This is a genomic window from Bradyrhizobium sp. Crot121 (assembly GCF_059512385.1).
Genome location: NZ_JCAMOR010000002.1, coordinates 18,812 through 33,077, shown reverse-complemented (window position 1 = coordinate 33,077; position 14,266 = coordinate 18,812). Strand labels below are relative to the sequence as shown.

The window sequence follows — 14,266 nt, the reverse complement described above, 5'->3', positions numbered from 1 at the left end:
GCATGGAAGAGATCAGGCATCTGGCATTCGTGGAGCATGGCCCCTCTTCGCTCAGGCTGGTCCAGCATGGAGCGCTCTCGGACCTGTCTTTTGCGGCCAAGGATCTGATGGATGTCGCCGGATACAAGACGGCGTGGGGAAATCCGGATCGGCTGCGGGACGCCGATCCGGCCGTCGCGACCGCGCCGGCCGTGCTGGCCCCGTTGATGGCTGGCGCGCACCTCGTTGGAAAGACCCACACCGACGAACTCGCCTGCGGCATGTTCGGAATGAATCCGCATTTCGGGATACCGATCAATCCAAAGGCACCGGCGCGCGTACCCGGCGGATCTTCCAGTGGTTCGGCGTCTGCCGTCGCAGCCGGCTTTTGCGACTTCGCGCTTGGCACCGACACGGGCGGTTCGATCCGTGTGCCCGCAAGCTTCTGCGGCCTCTATGGCCTGCGGACAACTTACGGCCGTTTGTCGGTCGCCGGCATCATGGCGATGGCGCCGAGTTTTGATTCCGTCGGCTGGCTCGCGCGCGATGCGGCGACGATAAAACGCGTCGGCGAGATCTACTTCGGAGCGAGCGGACCGTTCAAGCCGGCCCGCCTGCTGCTCGCGCGCGACGCGTTCGACGTCCCCGTGCGCGAGATCGGCGAGGCGCTTCTGCCCGTGGCAAAGTCGCTTGGCGAGGCGACTGAAGTTGCGTTGTTCGAGGAAGGTGCCGAGTTCTGGCTTGACACGTTCAGGCCACTGCAACTCCAAGATCTCTGGTCGACGCTCGGCGCGTGGGCCACAATGCCGCGCCGAACCTTGAGTCCCGCAGTGGCCGACCGGATCGAGCTTTCATCGCGCGTCGACTCCGCAAAGTTCGCAGTCGCGGTGGCGCGCCGCGAACAACTGACGGACCGGCTGGTATCGCTGCTCGGAAACGACGGCGTGCTGATGATTCCGACCGCGCACGATCTTCCGCCACTTCGCGAGGCTCCCGTTTCGGCACAGATCGAATTCCGCGAAAGGACGCTGGCCCTCACCTGTATCGCCAGCCTGTGCCGGCTGCCACAGGTCAACATCCCGGCGATCACCGTCGATGGCTGTCCGGTCGGACTATCGTTCATCGCAGGTCCGCGCGGTGATCAGTTCTTGCTCGATCTTGCCGCCGAGATCGGCGATGCCTTGCCGGCAGCTTCGGGCGGACAATGAAAGCCCACGACGACCGGGATTTCGTCGGTTACGGCAGAAGGCCGCCGAGGCCGCGTTGGCCCAACGACGCGCGGCTGGCAATCGTGATCGTCCTCAACATCGAAGAAGGCGCCGAACCATCGATTCCCGATGGCGACGGCGCAACGGAACTGGCGCTGACCGACGGCATCGCGCAGGAGGTCCCGACGGGAATACGGGATTTCGTCGCCGAATCGCTGTTCGAATATGGCGCGAGGGTCGGCTTCTGGCGGATCGTCGACACCATGGCCGAACGCAACATCCCGCTCACCGTCAACGCCTGCGCGCAGGCCTTGTTGCGCAACCCCGACGCTGCGGAGGCGATCAAGGCAAACGGCTTCGACCTGTGCTGCCATGGCAACCGTTTCGTCCGGCATTTTCTGATGAGCGAAGCCGAAGAACGAAGCGCCATTGGCCGGGCCGTGGCCGGCTTCGAGCAGGCGGTCGGACGCCGTCCGCTCGGCTGGCAAAGCCGCTATTCGCCGAGCCGGCATACCCGCGCGCTTCTGGTCGAGCATGGCGGCTTTCTCTACGATTCCGACAGCTATGCTGACGACTGGCCCTACTGGGTGAAAGTCGGGGAACGTCCCCATCTCGTCATTCCACACAGCTTCACCAACAACGACAATCGGCTTGCGACCGCAAAGCTCGGAACGGCGAACGATTTCTTCGACCATCTTTCGTCGGCCATGCGCGTGCTCCATGAAGAGGGCCGCCGCCATCCGCGCATGATGACGATCAGCCTGCACAGCAGAATTTCCGGCCAGCCGGCCCGGTTTGAGGCCATCACCCGGTTTCTCGATTTTGCGGCGAAGCATGAATCCGTCTGGTTCGCCGGCCGTAGCGACATCGCCCGGCACTGGATTGCGACCCATCCCCCAGGACAAGGTCAATGACGGCGCAGGAACGTCTCTTGCTATCGGGAGGCCTCGTCGTCGATCCGGCATCCGGAACGGTCGATCGAAAGGATCTGCTGATCGAAGACGGCAGGCTTGCCTGGATCGGAACAACCGGCGCGACACCTGCGCGTTCAGCAACGCGGCGCGATGTCAGCGATCGGCTGATCGTCCCCGGTCTCGTCAACTCCCACACGCATGGCCACGCCAATCTGATGAAGGGCATCGCCGAAAGGTGGACACTCGAGGCGTCGCTGACGAACGGACCATGGCTCGCCGGCCCGCGCGATCCGGAGACGATCTATCTGTCGACGCTGGTCGGCGCCATCGACATGCTGACGAAGGGCTGCACCGCCTGCTTCGATCTCGTCTACGAGTTTCCGCGGCCGACCGTAGAAGGCTTCATGGCGGCCGCGCGAGCCTACGCCGATGCCGGAATGCGCGCCGCGCTCGCGCCGATGATCGCCGACCAGACCCTGTTCCAGTCGATCCCGGGGCTGGCGGACGCGCTGCCGCCGGACTTGCGCGCGTCGGTCGGCAACTTCTCCCTCGCAGGCGGCGATAGGACGCTTGCGGCCATGGAAGAAATCGTGGCCGCGCAAGCGCAACTCCCCAACGGCATCTCGATCGCCATCGCACCGACGATCCCGCATCACTGCTCGGAGCCTTTCCTGCAACGCTGCATGGAGATCGCCGAACGCCACGGGCTGCCAATCCACATGCATATCGCAGAGTCGCGGCTGCAGGCGGTCGCCGCCCGCAAGATCTATGGCCGCTCCCAAGTCCGCTATCTTGCCGACCTCGGCATGCTCAGGCCCAAATTCACGGCCGCGCACGGCGTCTGGCTCGACGATGACGACCTCGATCTGCTCGCGGAGCACGGCTGCTCGGTTGCGCACATTCCCGCAAGCAATTTCCGACTCGGATCTGGCATCGCCCATGTCAGGCCGATGCTGGCGCGCGGCATCAATGTCGGGCTGGCGACCGATGGCGCAAACTCCTCCGACTCCCTGAGCATGCTGCAGGCGATGCGGCTTGCCTCCTTCTCAGCCCAGGTTTTCGTCGGCTCACGTGACGAGTGGCTGCTAGCCAGCGAAGTCGTCCAGCTCGCGACCCGGGGTGGCGCGCAGATCCTGGGCCTCGAGGCATGTGGGCGGATGGAACAGGGAGCGTGCGCAGACCTCGCCCTGCTTGATCTGAACCACATCGATTTCATTCCCGCCACCGCCCCCCTCAACCAGTTGGTGACGAGCGCGGACTCCGCCGCGGTGACGGACGTCATGGTCGGCGGCGAATTCAAGGTCGTCGATCGGAAGATCGTTTCGGTCGACACGCGGGAACTGCGCAGCCGGGTCGCCGAAAGCCTCGCGAAGCTCTCGGCCGCAACGCACGACGCCCGAACCCTTGCCGGCCGGCTCGAACCCCATGTCGTGGCCTTCGCCCAATCGAAGGCGCAGGAGCCGCTTCCGATCGAACGGCGTATTCCACTGAAGACGAGATAGCCTGATGCTTGCAACGAATAAAGCAAGTGACGCCCTGATCGAGCTCGAACGGCGCGTTCGCTTTGAGCTGGATTGCCTCGGATACCCGGCCCGGCAATGGACGATTCCCCATAACCACGAGGGCGAGCCCGTGCACGACGCCGTCATCGTCGGCGGCGGCCAAAGTGGAACGTCGATCGCGTTCCGCCTCCTGCGCGAGCGGGTGACCACCGTTCGCGTGCTCGACAGGAATCCTGCCGGTCTCGAAGGTCCGTGGCTGACATTCGCCCGCATGCACACGCTGCGAACGCCAAAGACCGTGACCGGCCCGGATCTCGGTCTTCCCAGCCTCTCGGTCCGTGCCTGGTGGGAAGCGCGCTACGGCGAGACTTCCTGGGCGGAATTGAACAAGATCCCGCGCGAACTCTGGCAGGCCTATCTGAGCTGGGTACGCAACACCATCGGTATGGAAGTGAGCAACGGGGCCGAGGTAACCGATATCGAACCACTCGCCAATAGTCTGCTCGCGGTCCACGCGCGCGTCAACGGGGCGGCCGAGAGGCTGCTTGCCCGCAACGTGGTGCTCGCCACCGGAATCGAAGGATCTGGCCGATGGGCCGTGCCCGACGTGATCGCGAAGGCTTTGCCGCGAGAGCGCTACGCCCATACAGCGGAGCCGATCGATTTTACCGCACTGGCCGGAAAGAGAGTCGCCGTGATCGGCGCCGGCGCCTCAGCGTTCGACAACGCCGCCATGGCGCTCGAGAACGGCGCGGCCTCGGTCCATCTGCTCGCTCGGAGAAACAAGCTTCCAACCGTCAATCCCAATCGGTGGACGGAGTTCGCGGGCTTCCTGCGCCATTTCGGCGACCTCGATGACGCCCACAAATGGCGCTTCATGAAGATCATCTTCGACATGAATCAGCCACCTCCGCAGGACACGTTCGACCGCTGCGTTCGTCACGGCAATTTCTTCGTGCAGCTCGGCTATCAGCTTGAGCGCGTCGGCTTCGATGCCGGGAAGATTTCGCTGAACAATTCGGGGCGAACGGAGAGCTTTGATTTCCTGATCGTTGGCACCGGATTCACCGTCGATCTCGCCACGCGGCCGGAATTGGCCCGCTTCCATGACAAGATCGCGCGCTGGTCCGATCGCTATCAGCCGCCGGCCGGCGACGAGCATCCGCAACTCGGCGCCTACCCTTATCTGTCACCCAGTTTCCAGTTCACCGAGAAGGTCGCGGGATCGGCGCCGTATCTCGCCAACATCTTCAGCTACACCTTTGCGGCGATGCCGAGCCTTGCCTGCTCCGCGGGCATCTCCGCGCTCAAGTTCGGCCTCGATCGTATCGCTGCGGGCGTCAGCCGCAACCTGTTCGTTGAGGACGCCGACGCCTATCTCCAGTCGCTTCTCGACTACGACGAACAAGAGCTTGACCCCGCTGCTCTGCTTAAGCGCGAAACTCGGGGAAACGTCGCATGAGTGATACCCGCCCCTGCAAGGCTGCAAGGAATACATTGCCATGGTGAGCGTCGAGGACCGATCCAAGCGCATTCTGGAGTCAACGCTGAAGATACAGAGCCCCTTCGAGCTCGACCGAACGCTTTGTCTTTACAGTCCACAGGACAATGTCGATTCGCTGAAGCATCCACGTATCGCCGAATGGCTGCAATTCATTCAGAACGAATATCAGCCCAAGCTGCCGTCGGCGCGCCGTCACGTGCTGCTGTTCATGCCCTGCACCAAGACCAAGCCGTATCCATTTTCGACCGAACATATGGCGATCAACCAGCGGCTGCTGGATGAAGGCTTCCGTCCGACGAAGCGTACATACCTTCCACAGGAACTGCAGGCTCGCCTCGAACCTCCATTTTCGCCGGAGGTCTTGAATCTCTCGCCGCTCGCCAATGACAGCGGCACGGTGCTGCACCGAATGGTGATCTCGGAGCCCATGGCCGTCGTCCCCTACGAGCATATCGTCGAATATCGCGGAAAACCTTCACCGGCGGTAGCCTATGACGATCCCGGCCTGTTCGAGAACAGGGGCAACGCCGTGTCGCCCTGGAGGGCGGACTCGACCGCAGTGCAAGTCACGGCGACCCGCTGGAAATGGGGCGACGAAGAGCGCCGGCACTATGTCATGATGCACAACGAAATGGCACGCATCCTGGCTGACGTCGTCGCGCGGATCGGCCATCACTATAGCGACATTATTTCATGGGTTGCGCCGGGCCTCACCCATCGCAGCTTCGTTCTGTCGCGCGGCGAGCGCGCCGCTCACCGCGTCACGTCCTTGCGCAAGGTCGGAAGCAGGCGCCTCGAACTGATCGGTGCCAACGATCATCTTGCCGCAGGGCAGAAGATCGCCTGCCTGCCGATGCCGGACGACTGCAAGCTGGCCGTTCAGCGCCTGTCGCAGCGGCTGGGGATCGACATCTCGAAGGCAACCGCCATCTACGCACGCGGCGGCGCCAATGCGACGCCGCTCGCATTGCCGGAGCTGCTCGACGTTCTCGTCAAACGGCTGGCCTCCAACCACCTCGACGTCGAAGAAAGCAGAAAATATGGCAGCCTTGTCTCTTAAAATAGGGCTCAGCGATTCCGATCGCACCCGACCGATCGCGAATGGTGAAGTATCGATCGCCGGCGTCGAAGCCGACGTGACGTTGATGGGCGTGCAAGCGCTATTCAACAAGCAGTTGACGGAACACACCTTCGACTGCTGCGAATTTCCGATCACTTCCTATCTGAGGTCGCTCGAACGCCCGGAGCGGCCTTATGTGGCGGTGCCGGTGTTTCCCTCGCGACACTTCCGCTTCTCGAACGTCTTCGTCAACACGTCAAAGCGGATCAGGACACCAGCCGATCTCGCCGGCAAGCGCATCGGCATGCCCGTGTTCGACATGGCCGCCGCCGTCTGGCTGCGCGGCATCTTTCAGGATTATTTCGGACTGCCGCGCACCTCGCCGATCTACGTGTCGGGTGGCCTGGAAAGCGCCCGCAGTGGCGACGAGCATCCGCAATTCTATCCCGACCGCTTCAAGCACGAGCAAAGGAACGACAAGAGCCTCGCCGTCTTGCTGGCGGAGGGCGAGATCGACGCTTTATACACCGCGCGGGCACCGAGCACCTGGCGCACTCCTATGGTGACCCGCCTGTTCGAAAATCCCATGGAGGCAGAGCTCGCGTATTTCTCCAAGACCGGGATTTTTCCACCCATGCACCTCATCGCCATCAAGCGAACCATCGCCGAGTCCAACCCGGGTCTGGCGATGGCCGTGTTCGATGGTTTCGCCAAGGCTCAAGCGATCGCCAGGGAGCGACTGTTCGATTCGGCGGCGCTGAGTACGATGCTGCCGTGGCAGCTCGAGAACCTGATGTTCGCTGAGCAGCAGCTCGGCAGCGACTACTGGCCGGTTGGCCTCGCAAAGAATCGCTCAACGCTCGACGTTGTCAGCCGCTACATGTTCGAGGATGGCCTCATCTCCAGAAAGCTTTTGCCCGAGGAGTTCTTTCCTCAACCAGATCTCCTTACCACTTAGTAATTCGTAGAGGGACGCATCGGGATATTGCCTGCGCCACTCGCCTCGGAGCACGCCTTGCACTGAGCACGCCGGATGGCAGAACATCGTCGTTTGGCAGAGGATGTAGCAGAGGTCCGTCCGCCACGTCGCTAAACCCACTATTTCGGAAGCCTGTTTTCCTACCGGAGGGTAGCTTTACTCGCGAGGCGGCGCGTTGAAAGACCACCACACATCGAGGGCGGTAGGCGGTTCGGAATGACCGCTTCTCTCCCTTCTGAGACTCTCCGGTCCGGCCGAATGTCCGGTTTGCACCAAAATCTGCTCGCTAGGATCCGCGCAGAAAAGCGGACCGGGCCCTGAATCGCGCATCACTTCTCGTCACCCATCAATCAAATGTCAGGACGACCTTTCCGAGATGCCCGCCCCGTCGCAAACTATCCATCTGTGTGTACCGAAAACCTTATCCGGGTTGATGACGTAATGGAGTCGCCTAAGCTGGCGGAATGATCGGGCTGCTCTGTTTCGTACTGGCCGTCTTGGCTTCGCCCCTCAAGTCGAAGAGCCGACTTGAAGCAGAGAATGCGGCGCTCAGACATCAGTTGATTGTCTTGAGGCGTAAGATGCGGGGTCGTGTCCGGCTCAGCAACGATGATCGCTGGTTCTTCATTCAGCTGTATCGCTGGTTTCCATCGATTTTGCAGGTCCTCACGATCATCCGGCCCGAGACGGTCGTGCGTTGGCACCGGGCCGGCTTTCGCGGCTACTGGCGTTGGAAGTCGCGCCCGATCGGAGGGCGGCCGCCGATCGACACGAGGTTGCGCGCGTTGATCCGGCGGATCAGCGTCGAAAATCCGCTTTGGGGCGCGCCACGCATCCACGGCGAACTGCTCAAGCTCGGGTTCGAGGTCGCGCAGTCCAGCGTCGCCAAGTACATGGTGAAGCGACGCGGGCCACCCAGCCAGGGATGGCGCACCTTCTTGTGTAATCACGCGCCGGACATTGCCGCCATGGACTTGTTCGTTGTTCCCACCGTCGGTTTCGATCTGCTCTATCGCAGCAAATCCGACGGCGGAATGGGTTGCACGTCAAATCACGGAGGCATTTCCTTGGGATGAGGCTCCGCACTACCTCATCCGCGATCGCGACCGGATCTATGGCAGCGTCGTCACGCGCCGATTGCGCGCCATGGGCATCCGGGACACGCCTACCGCACCAGCGTCGCCCTGGCAGAATGGCTTTGCCGAACGGCTGATCGGATCGATCCAGCGTGAGTGTTTGGACCACGTCATTGTTTTGGGCGAGGCGCATCTGCGTCGGGTTCTGCAATCCTACGCCGACTATTACAATAACGTCAGAACGCATCGATCCTTGAACAAGGACGCGCCGATTTCTCGCCCGGTTCAGCGAACCGGTGCGATCAGTTCACGCCCCATCCTGGGCGGACTTCATCACCACTACGCCCGAGCTCAAGTTTTCGGTACACACACGTGCCTATATGCTCGATCGTTCTTGGTTTCACCCGTTGCTCGAAGAGATGCCGGAGATGTTGCATTTCCCCGGCGGAAGCTGGTGCCCAATGGCAGTTGCGTACAACGATCGAACTATTGGGAGCGGAGGTTGATCGGGGGCTATCGGGAGCCGATACGGCCATCTGTGCTCTCTTGATCTGATGTTCTTGTACATTCTTAGGACTTGGCTGGCTGAGAGCAGCCATCGCAGACATACTGCCGGTTGGTCAGCAGCACTAAAGGACTCACGAATCGCTGCCGCCTTGGCTGCATCCATAGTGAACCGGCAAAGCCATGGACAGTTGCGACGCTTGCAAGTGCAGCAGGGCTTTCGCGCGCCGCATTTGCGCGCCGGTTTTCCAGTCTGCTTGGCCAATCCCCCGCAGCTTATCTGACTTGTGGCGGATGATGATCGCTACTCGTCTCATGCGAGATTCCGATCTACAACTTGCCGCTATCGCTGCTCAGATCGGATATTCTTCCGAATACGCCTTCGCTCACGCCTTTAAGCGTCTGCACGGTATTTCGCCCGGAGCGTATCGTCGCGGCTGGAAGAAGCCGGGCGGATGACCTGCTGATCTCGCGCGCGCCAGTTCTGCGATGAGCTCGAAGCAAATCCCGCTAGCGCTGCTTCGTGTGGTAAGTGACTGATTGACGCAATCCATGCTCAAAGATGACCCTCGCTCGGGACTTATGCCCTGCATTTACGAGCGAGCTTTGTTCGAGCAAAGTAGCGGCGCGCGGGCTTGTTTCGCGCGTTGCCGGTTCAGTCTATCTTCTCCCCATTTCGAGAGCATTTCGACGAGGGGCCTCAGGCTTTCGCCTTCCTCAGTCAAGCGATACTCCACTCGTGGAGGGACCTCGGCATAGACGGTCCGTAGAACCAACCCGACCTCCTCGAGCTCACGAAGCTGCTTGGTCAGGAGCCGCTGCGTAATGCCGGGCAGGCGACGATGAAGCGCGTTGAACCGCAGGCATCCCGCATCAAGCAGATGGAAGAGCATGACGCCTTTCCAGCGCCCGTCGATGAGATCGAGGGTCACCTCCACCGGGCACCCCGGCACGTCTGAATAGTGCTTGATCTTCATACCGATAGTTCCCTTTCGGAAACCTAGTACGCCAAATGACCGTACTAGCAAAGACGAGCTACCTAACGATTTTCTCCGACAGATCAGCGTCGAGGGAAAATTACATGCAAGCTATCACTTACCGTCCAGGCGCCGCCCTGTCCGATCCTCAGTGCTTCACGATCGCCGACAAGAAGGATCCTGTCCCGGGTCCTCGTGACCTCCTGGTCTCAGTATGCGGCGTCTCCGTCAACCCTGTCGACACCAAGATCCGTCTCGGTCAGGTCTTGATGGGCGATGCCGTCGATATCCTTGGTTGGGACGTTGCTGGTATCGTCGTCGACGTCGGAAGTGAGGTCACAATTTTTCGCCCTGGCAACGAGGTCTTCTATTCCGGCAGTCTGAGCCGGCCCGGCGGTAATGCCGAGCTCCACGCCGTCGACGAACGCCTCGTCGGCCGCAAGCCGGCGCGGCTCAGCTTTGCGCAGGCGGCGGCTCTGCCCCTCACGTCGCTCACGGCGTGGGAATTGCTGTTTCACCGCCTTGGCGTTGGCTTGGGAAAGCAACACGATGCGGGCGGATTGCTGATCATTGGTGGCGCCGGTGGCGTCGGCTCGATGCTGATCCAGCTCGCACGGCGCCTCTCCGGACTAACCGTGATCGCCAGCGCTTCACGTCCCGAGAGCCGTGACTGGTGCCTCTCGCTTGGCGCCCACCACGTGATCGATCATTCGCAGTCGATGACAGACGAGCTCGCTAGAATTGACGCGCCGGACATCACCTACATCGCCGCCCTCAATCAGACGGACCTGCACTGGACCGCGATCACCAAGATCATTGCACCAGGGGGCAAGATCGGCGTGATCACCAATCACGCATCCCTCGACGCCGCGCCTCTGCGGCCCAAGAGCGCATCGTTGCATTGGGAGGATGTGGTGACGCGGCAGCATTTCGGTGGCGCCGACATGATTGCCCACCATAAGATCCTTGATGAAATCTCCTCGCTCACCGACGCCGACCTCCTGCGCTCGACGGCAACGACGGAGCTCGGCCCGCTCACGCCCACCTCACTTCGGGAGGCACACGCGCTGGTTGAGAGCGGCCGCATGCTGGGAAAGGTTGTTCTCGACCGACTTTGCGCCCGATGAGCCGAGGTCATTTCGCTGCAGCCCGATCGCGGCGAAATCCCCGGCGGTCACGCTGACTATTCTTACGTGTAATGATCATGGCCCGCAAGGCTGGGCCATGAGTCGGCGATCCGACAAACCAACTGTCCGGCACGCGACCTCCAATAACATGGATACTTCGCCTCGCGTTTGCAATCGTCGACGAGCTGCGCCCTTCGTCCAGCCGTCGGCAGCGCAAGTACGCGGTCAAATTCGATGACGTCCGCTTCCTCCTCCAGGCGGGTGGACCCGCATAGCCATGCACCAAGTCTGCTGATCCTGGGGCGGGATGGCCGTTAGTGCAGTGAAGGCCGAGATAAGCAAGATAGTCGCTAACGTCCCACAGGGCTATGCGGAGGTCAGAAATTTCTCCATCAGCAATGAGAGCATCGAAGGCACAGTACAGGCCGGTCTGGTGGTCGATCTCGTCTAACTTCACAGTTTCTGCCTTGCTTCGTCATTCAGGGAGCGTTTTTCCCCATCAGTCAATGGACCGACACCCAGTATTTGGACCGCTCCCCTGGGATCATAGGCAGGCACCCCATGTGTCACGCTGGGGGCATTTTTTCGAATTTCGGAAGAGCTGAATCGAGGTGGTCCCAAGCATAGCCAGCTGCCGTCCATGTGACCTGTTGTGGCCTATACCGACTAGGATCATCAAGACTCCCGGCGCGCACAACTAGGTAATCCGGTATGTCGCGAAACGTCGCGTAGACCGGTGATCCGCAGGTGGGGCAGAAGGCGCGTATTTTGACAGTGCCACTATCACCGACCAACTCCCAATGCGTCGCTGCTCCTTGGATGCTCGTAGCCGAGCGCGGAAAGATCAGGTGCGATAAGTGCCCCGTGCCGCTTTCACGCTGGCATTGACGACACTGGCAATCGGTCATCATTACGGGTTCGGCGAACATTTTGTAGCGGATCGCGCCGCAGGCGCACCCACCGGTATAGGGCGCGTTCATGTCTTCTCACCTTCATAGGATGGCCGTTGGCGCAAACAAAATTTAAGCAGCATCAAACCTCCTCATCCGTTCTGGGTGCGCGAGGACGATTGCCTTCTGCGCACTCAAGCCTGCTCGTCGGCAGTGCTGCCGATGTTCTTGAGAACCTTTTTCCAGCCTTCGCCCATGTTCTTGTAAGCCGTATCATTCCTTGGCAGGACGAAGCCGGAATGGACAAGTCGAAGGCGCGTTCCGTTCTCGACCCTCGAAAGCGTCCATGTGACCACTGTATTCAACAGTGAGCCGTATCCGACATTCCCCTCGTGCCCTCCCTTCCAAGCATAGGTGAGGCGTTCGTTGCGCTTCACCTCCAGCACCTGACAGTGAATGGTACCATCCCAGGCACCGGCCGGTTTTGTCTGGAATGTAAAATGCTTGCCCTCTACCGGCTCGAATCCCGTCGGCGCCATTATCCAGCGGCTCATCAGCTCGCCATTTGTCAGCGTCTTCCAGATTGTCTCAGGCGCATGTGGGAAAACCTGGTCAACCACAATCTCCTGCGTGTCGGGTTTCAATTCGGCGCCAGTCATGGATCAATCTCCTTCAGGAGGGTACGAAGATTGGCGAACCGATTGCGCCAGAAGACGCCGTAATGGCTCATCCAATCGAAAAGTGGGGCGAGGCCCTCCGGTTGGGCGCGATAGTAGACCTTTCGACCCTCGGGTCGTTCGGCGACCAGACCAGCCTGCTTCAAAGCTTTCAGATGCTGGGAGACGGCGCCCTGCGTTACCCCGCTCTCCCGCGTCAGTTCGACTACGCTAATCTCACCGGCGCTGATCACCCGCTCGAACACGGCGCGCCGAGTTGGATCAGCAAGGGCGCGCATCACCGTATCGATGGGGGTGGCGATATGCATAAAGAAATCATTAGCGAATACTAATTCATTAGTCAATGCTAATTAATGGGACCGATGCCTTCGGACAGCGATCGCTCGCACGCGTTCTTCGAAGACGATATTCGGGGACTTCCCGCCCAGTTCGAGCGACACGCGCTTCAGACTGCGCGCCGCCGTCTCGTAAACTTTCGCACCTGTCGCATCCGAGCCGGTAAACGTGATCTTGGCGACGCCTGGATGCGCGATCAATTCGCTGCCGATCTTAGGTCCAAAACCTGTAACCACGTTGAAGATGCCGTCGGGTATACCGGCCTCCTTCGTCGGCAGCGAACAGGTTTGTCTCGCGAGTGACGCCGGCGAAATGCCTCAGCGCATCGCTGCGCCAGTGCGGGCGCGAGCCGTTGGAACGGTTCAACCAATATAACACGTAGCGTGCCGAGGATCAGCGCTCGTCCAAGCGCCACCTTCTTGCTCTGACCGCCCGGCTGATCTCGTCGGCCGCCTAATACGGGTCCTGGTCTCGATTCGGAAAATCATCGGTTACGATGGGGATGATGTGAGGAAGATCGAAAACCGGAAACAAACTTCGCGCTAGGGGCTTTGCGAAGAGCGTCAATGTGGAAATGGCGCCGTTCTCGACCGTAAGAACATGGATGGAATGTGCGGTCCAAGGCGTTTCACTGCTGGCACGAGAGTATGCTGCGAACGCGGGCTGATTGTTAGCGGCCGTTGGAACTAGGCGAAAGCTCTCGTAGGCTCTCCATGCCCATTCGAAGAAATTACCGATAGCCGCGCGACCGGCGTACCATTGTGCTTTCGGCGGCATCGTGTAAGTCGCGTCCTCTTTAAGCAGAGCCACAAGACCGTCGACGTCGAGCCGCTCCCAGGCGTTCAAGTAACGACTTAGAAGTTCCTGCTCAAACGGATTGGGCGAGCGCGACGCTGCTGGGCGACCATCGGGGTAGCGCTTGGAAAGCGTCTCGCGCGCCCGCTGCAGGATACTGTTGATCGAAGCTGTTGAGCCGCCAAGGAGAGTAGCAGCCTCATTCGCAGACCAACCCAGCACGTCACACAACAGAAGCGCAGCTCGCTGACGGGGAGGCAAGCCCTGTATTACGGCAACGAAGGCGAGTTGGACAGCTTCCCGCGATAGATATCGCGCCTCGGGATTTGCCGTCTCATCAATGCCCTCAAGGAACGAGTCCGGATACGGTTCTAGCCACGGCACGTCCGTAACCGACGTACCGTCCGGCATGCGCATGCCCGCCGCAGGCAGCAATTCGTTAGGGAGGAGGCGCGGAGCATTCTTTCGAGCTGCGAGAGTATTCAGGCATACGTTCGTTGCAATTTGATACAGCCACGCTCGGAAAGATCCTCGCCCCTCAAATCGATCAAAGCCACGCCAAGCCCGCAAAAGTGTATCCTGGACTGCGTCCTCGGCTTCGTGGACGGACCCAAGCATCCGATAGCAATGCAATTTAAGCTCACGGCGAAAGGGCTCAACGCGCCGTCCAAACGCATCGTCGGGGCGATTCAACTCTCCCTTTGAGTTTGGCGCTTTAGTTGCTGTCATTGCAGCTGG

The 14,266-nt window shown here is 60.7% G+C and carries 16 protein-coding genes and 1 pseudogene; 11 read left to right on the top strand and 6 right to left on the bottom strand.

Translation table 11 applies throughout. The features are described from left to right. Positions 1–2 precede the first annotated feature (2 nt). The 10 genes from AC5ZGW_RS02405 (at position 3) to AC5ZGW_RS02360 (ending at position 9,185) form a co-directional block, all read left to right on the top strand. Positions 3–1,187 (top strand): amidase, encoded by a 1,185-nt coding sequence (locus AC5ZGW_RS02405; RefSeq protein WP_165435020.1) that lies wholly within the window; start codon positions 3–5, stop codon positions 1,185–1,187. Then, the gene (locus AC5ZGW_RS02400) at positions 1,184–2,101 is read left to right on the top strand and encodes a polysaccharide deacetylase family protein (protein WP_130222557.1); all 918 of its coding nucleotides are present in this window, start codon (positions 1,184–1,186) and stop codon (positions 2,099–2,101) included. The genes AC5ZGW_RS02405 and AC5ZGW_RS02400 overlap by 4 nt, the downstream gene beginning before the upstream one ends. After that, positions 2,098–3,603 carry an amidohydrolase family protein gene (locus AC5ZGW_RS02395; RefSeq protein WP_130222555.1) on the top strand — a complete coding sequence of 502 codons (1,506 nt, stop codon included), beginning with the start codon at positions 2,098–2,100 and terminating at the stop codon, positions 3,601–3,603. Before AC5ZGW_RS02400 ends, AC5ZGW_RS02395 begins: the two co-directional genes overlap by 4 nt. A gap of 4 nt (positions 3,604–3,607) precedes the next feature. Further along, positions 3,608–5,065 (top strand): SidA/IucD/PvdA family monooxygenase, encoded by a 1,458-nt coding sequence (locus AC5ZGW_RS02390; protein ID WP_130222553.1) that lies wholly within the window; start codon positions 3,608–3,610, stop codon positions 5,063–5,065. A 40-nt stretch (positions 5,066–5,105) separates the two neighbouring features. After that, the gene (locus tag AC5ZGW_RS02385) at positions 5,106–6,167 is read left to right on the top strand and encodes a hypothetical protein (RefSeq protein ID WP_130222552.1); all 1,062 of its coding nucleotides are present in this window, start codon (positions 5,106–5,108) and stop codon (positions 6,165–6,167) included. Then, positions 6,148–7,125, top strand: a complete 978-nt coding sequence (locus AC5ZGW_RS02380) for a substrate-binding domain-containing protein (protein WP_130222551.1) — start codon at positions 6,148–6,150, stop codon at positions 7,123–7,125. The genes AC5ZGW_RS02385 and AC5ZGW_RS02380 overlap by 20 nt, the downstream gene beginning before the upstream one ends. A gap of 485 nt (positions 7,126–7,610) precedes the next feature. Continuing rightward, positions 7,611–8,222 (top strand): hypothetical protein, encoded by a 612-nt coding sequence (locus AC5ZGW_RS02375; protein ID WP_496113852.1) that lies wholly within the window; start codon positions 7,611–7,613, stop codon positions 8,220–8,222. A gap of 70 nt (positions 8,223–8,292) precedes the next feature. After that, on the top strand, positions 8,293–8,772 hold the full coding sequence (locus tag AC5ZGW_RS02370) for an integrase core domain-containing protein (protein WP_496113862.1): 480 nt from the start codon (positions 8,293–8,295) through the stop codon (positions 8,770–8,772). 66 nt (positions 8,773–8,838) lie between these two features. Further along, positions 8,839–9,024 (top strand): helix-turn-helix transcriptional regulator, encoded by a 186-nt coding sequence (locus AC5ZGW_RS02365; RefSeq protein WP_496113851.1) that lies wholly within the window; start codon positions 8,839–8,841, stop codon positions 9,022–9,024. Beyond that, positions 9,021–9,185 (top strand): helix-turn-helix domain-containing protein, encoded by a 165-nt coding sequence (locus AC5ZGW_RS02360; protein ID WP_165435460.1) that lies wholly within the window; start codon positions 9,021–9,023, stop codon positions 9,183–9,185. Before AC5ZGW_RS02365 ends, AC5ZGW_RS02360 begins: the two co-directional genes overlap by 4 nt. A 134-nt stretch (positions 9,186–9,319) precedes the next feature. Here the strand turns inward: AC5ZGW_RS02360 and AC5ZGW_RS02355 are convergent, their stop codons facing one another. Beyond that, positions 9,320–9,703, bottom strand: a complete 384-nt coding sequence (locus tag AC5ZGW_RS02355; RefSeq protein WP_130228797.1) for a winged helix-turn-helix transcriptional regulator — start codon at positions 9,701–9,703, stop codon at positions 9,320–9,322. Between the two features lie 104 nt (positions 9,704–9,807). On the opposite strand from AC5ZGW_RS02355, the gene AC5ZGW_RS02350 reads away from it, so the two are divergent. Beyond that, a complete protein-coding gene (locus AC5ZGW_RS02350) occupies positions 9,808–10,830 on the top strand; it encodes a zinc-binding alcohol dehydrogenase family protein (RefSeq protein ID WP_130228796.1) in 1,023 nt (340 codons plus the stop codon). 566 nt (positions 10,831–11,396) lie between these two features. Here AC5ZGW_RS02350 and AC5ZGW_RS02345 read toward each other — a convergent pair. The 5 genes and pseudogenes from AC5ZGW_RS02345 to AC5ZGW_RS02325 form a co-directional block, all read right to left on the bottom strand. Further along, a complete protein-coding gene (locus AC5ZGW_RS02345) occupies positions 11,397–11,810 on the bottom strand; it encodes a GFA family protein (protein ID WP_130228795.1) in 414 nt (137 codons plus the stop codon). A gap of 104 nt (positions 11,811–11,914) precedes the next feature. After that, a complete protein-coding gene (locus tag AC5ZGW_RS02340) occupies positions 11,915–12,379 on the bottom strand; it encodes an SRPBCC family protein (RefSeq protein WP_130228794.1) in 465 nt (154 codons plus the stop codon). Beyond that, positions 12,376–12,705 carry an ArsR/SmtB family transcription factor gene (locus AC5ZGW_RS02335; RefSeq protein ID WP_456641300.1) on the bottom strand — a complete coding sequence of 110 codons (330 nt, stop codon included), beginning with the start codon at positions 12,703–12,705 and terminating at the stop codon, positions 12,376–12,378. Before AC5ZGW_RS02335 ends, AC5ZGW_RS02340 begins: the two co-directional genes overlap by 4 nt. 84 nt (positions 12,706–12,789) lie before the next feature. Then, a pseudogene (locus AC5ZGW_RS02330) lies at positions 12,790–13,005 on the bottom strand (aldehyde dehydrogenase family protein); the annotation flags it as partial. A gap of 181 nt (positions 13,006–13,186) precedes the next feature. After that, positions 13,187–14,257 carry a sigma-70 family RNA polymerase sigma factor gene (locus AC5ZGW_RS02325; RefSeq protein WP_130228800.1) on the bottom strand — a complete coding sequence of 357 codons (1,071 nt, stop codon included), beginning with the start codon at positions 14,255–14,257 and terminating at the stop codon, positions 13,187–13,189. Positions 14,258–14,266: the final 9 nt, after the last annotated feature.

Excerpts from the sequence above, each read along its gene's own strand:
- AC5ZGW_RS02405 (WP_165435020.1), top strand. The coding sequence starts at position 3 with ATGGAAGAGATCAGGCATCTGGCATTCGTGGAGCATGGCCCCTCTTCG.
- AC5ZGW_RS02400 (WP_130222557.1), top strand. The coding sequence starts at position 1,184 with ATGAAAGCCCACGACGACCGGGATTTCGTCGGTTACGGCAGAAGGCCG.
- AC5ZGW_RS02395 (WP_130222555.1), top strand. The coding sequence starts at position 2,098 with ATGACGGCGCAGGAACGTCTCTTGCTATCGGGAGGCCTCGTCGTCGAT.
- AC5ZGW_RS02390 (WP_130222553.1), top strand. The coding sequence starts at position 3,608 with ATGCTTGCAACGAATAAAGCAAGTGACGCCCTGATCGAGCTCGAACGG.
- AC5ZGW_RS02385 (WP_130222552.1), top strand. The coding sequence starts at position 5,106 with ATGGTGAGCGTCGAGGACCGATCCAAGCGCATTCTGGAGTCAACGCTG.
- AC5ZGW_RS02380 (WP_130222551.1), top strand. The coding sequence starts at position 6,148 with ATGGCAGCCTTGTCTCTTAAAATAGGGCTCAGCGATTCCGATCGCACC.
- AC5ZGW_RS02375 (WP_496113852.1), top strand. The coding sequence starts at position 7,611 with ATGATCGGGCTGCTCTGTTTCGTACTGGCCGTCTTGGCTTCGCCCCTC.
- AC5ZGW_RS02370 (WP_496113862.1), top strand. The coding sequence starts at position 8,293 with ATGGGCATCCGGGACACGCCTACCGCACCAGCGTCGCCCTGGCAGAAT.
- AC5ZGW_RS02360 (WP_165435460.1), top strand. The coding sequence starts at position 9,021 with ATGATGATCGCTACTCGTCTCATGCGAGATTCCGATCTACAACTTGCC.
- AC5ZGW_RS02355 (WP_130228797.1), bottom strand. The coding sequence starts at position 9,703 with ATGAAGATCAAGCACTATTCAGACGTGCCGGGGTGCCCGGTGGAGGTG.
- AC5ZGW_RS02350 (WP_130228796.1), top strand. The coding sequence starts at position 9,808 with ATGCAAGCTATCACTTACCGTCCAGGCGCCGCCCTGTCCGATCCTCAG.
- AC5ZGW_RS02345 (WP_130228795.1), bottom strand. The coding sequence starts at position 11,810 with ATGAACGCGCCCTATACCGGTGGGTGCGCCTGCGGCGCGATCCGCTAC.
- AC5ZGW_RS02340 (WP_130228794.1), bottom strand. The coding sequence starts at position 12,379 with ATGACTGGCGCCGAATTGAAACCCGACACGCAGGAGATTGTGGTTGAC.
- AC5ZGW_RS02335 (WP_456641300.1), bottom strand. The coding sequence starts at position 12,705 with ATGCATATCGCCACCCCCATCGATACGGTGATGCGCGCCCTTGCTGAT.
- AC5ZGW_RS02325 (WP_130228800.1), bottom strand. The coding sequence starts at position 14,257 with ATGACAGCAACTAAAGCGCCAAACTCAAAGGGAGAGTTGAATCGCCCC.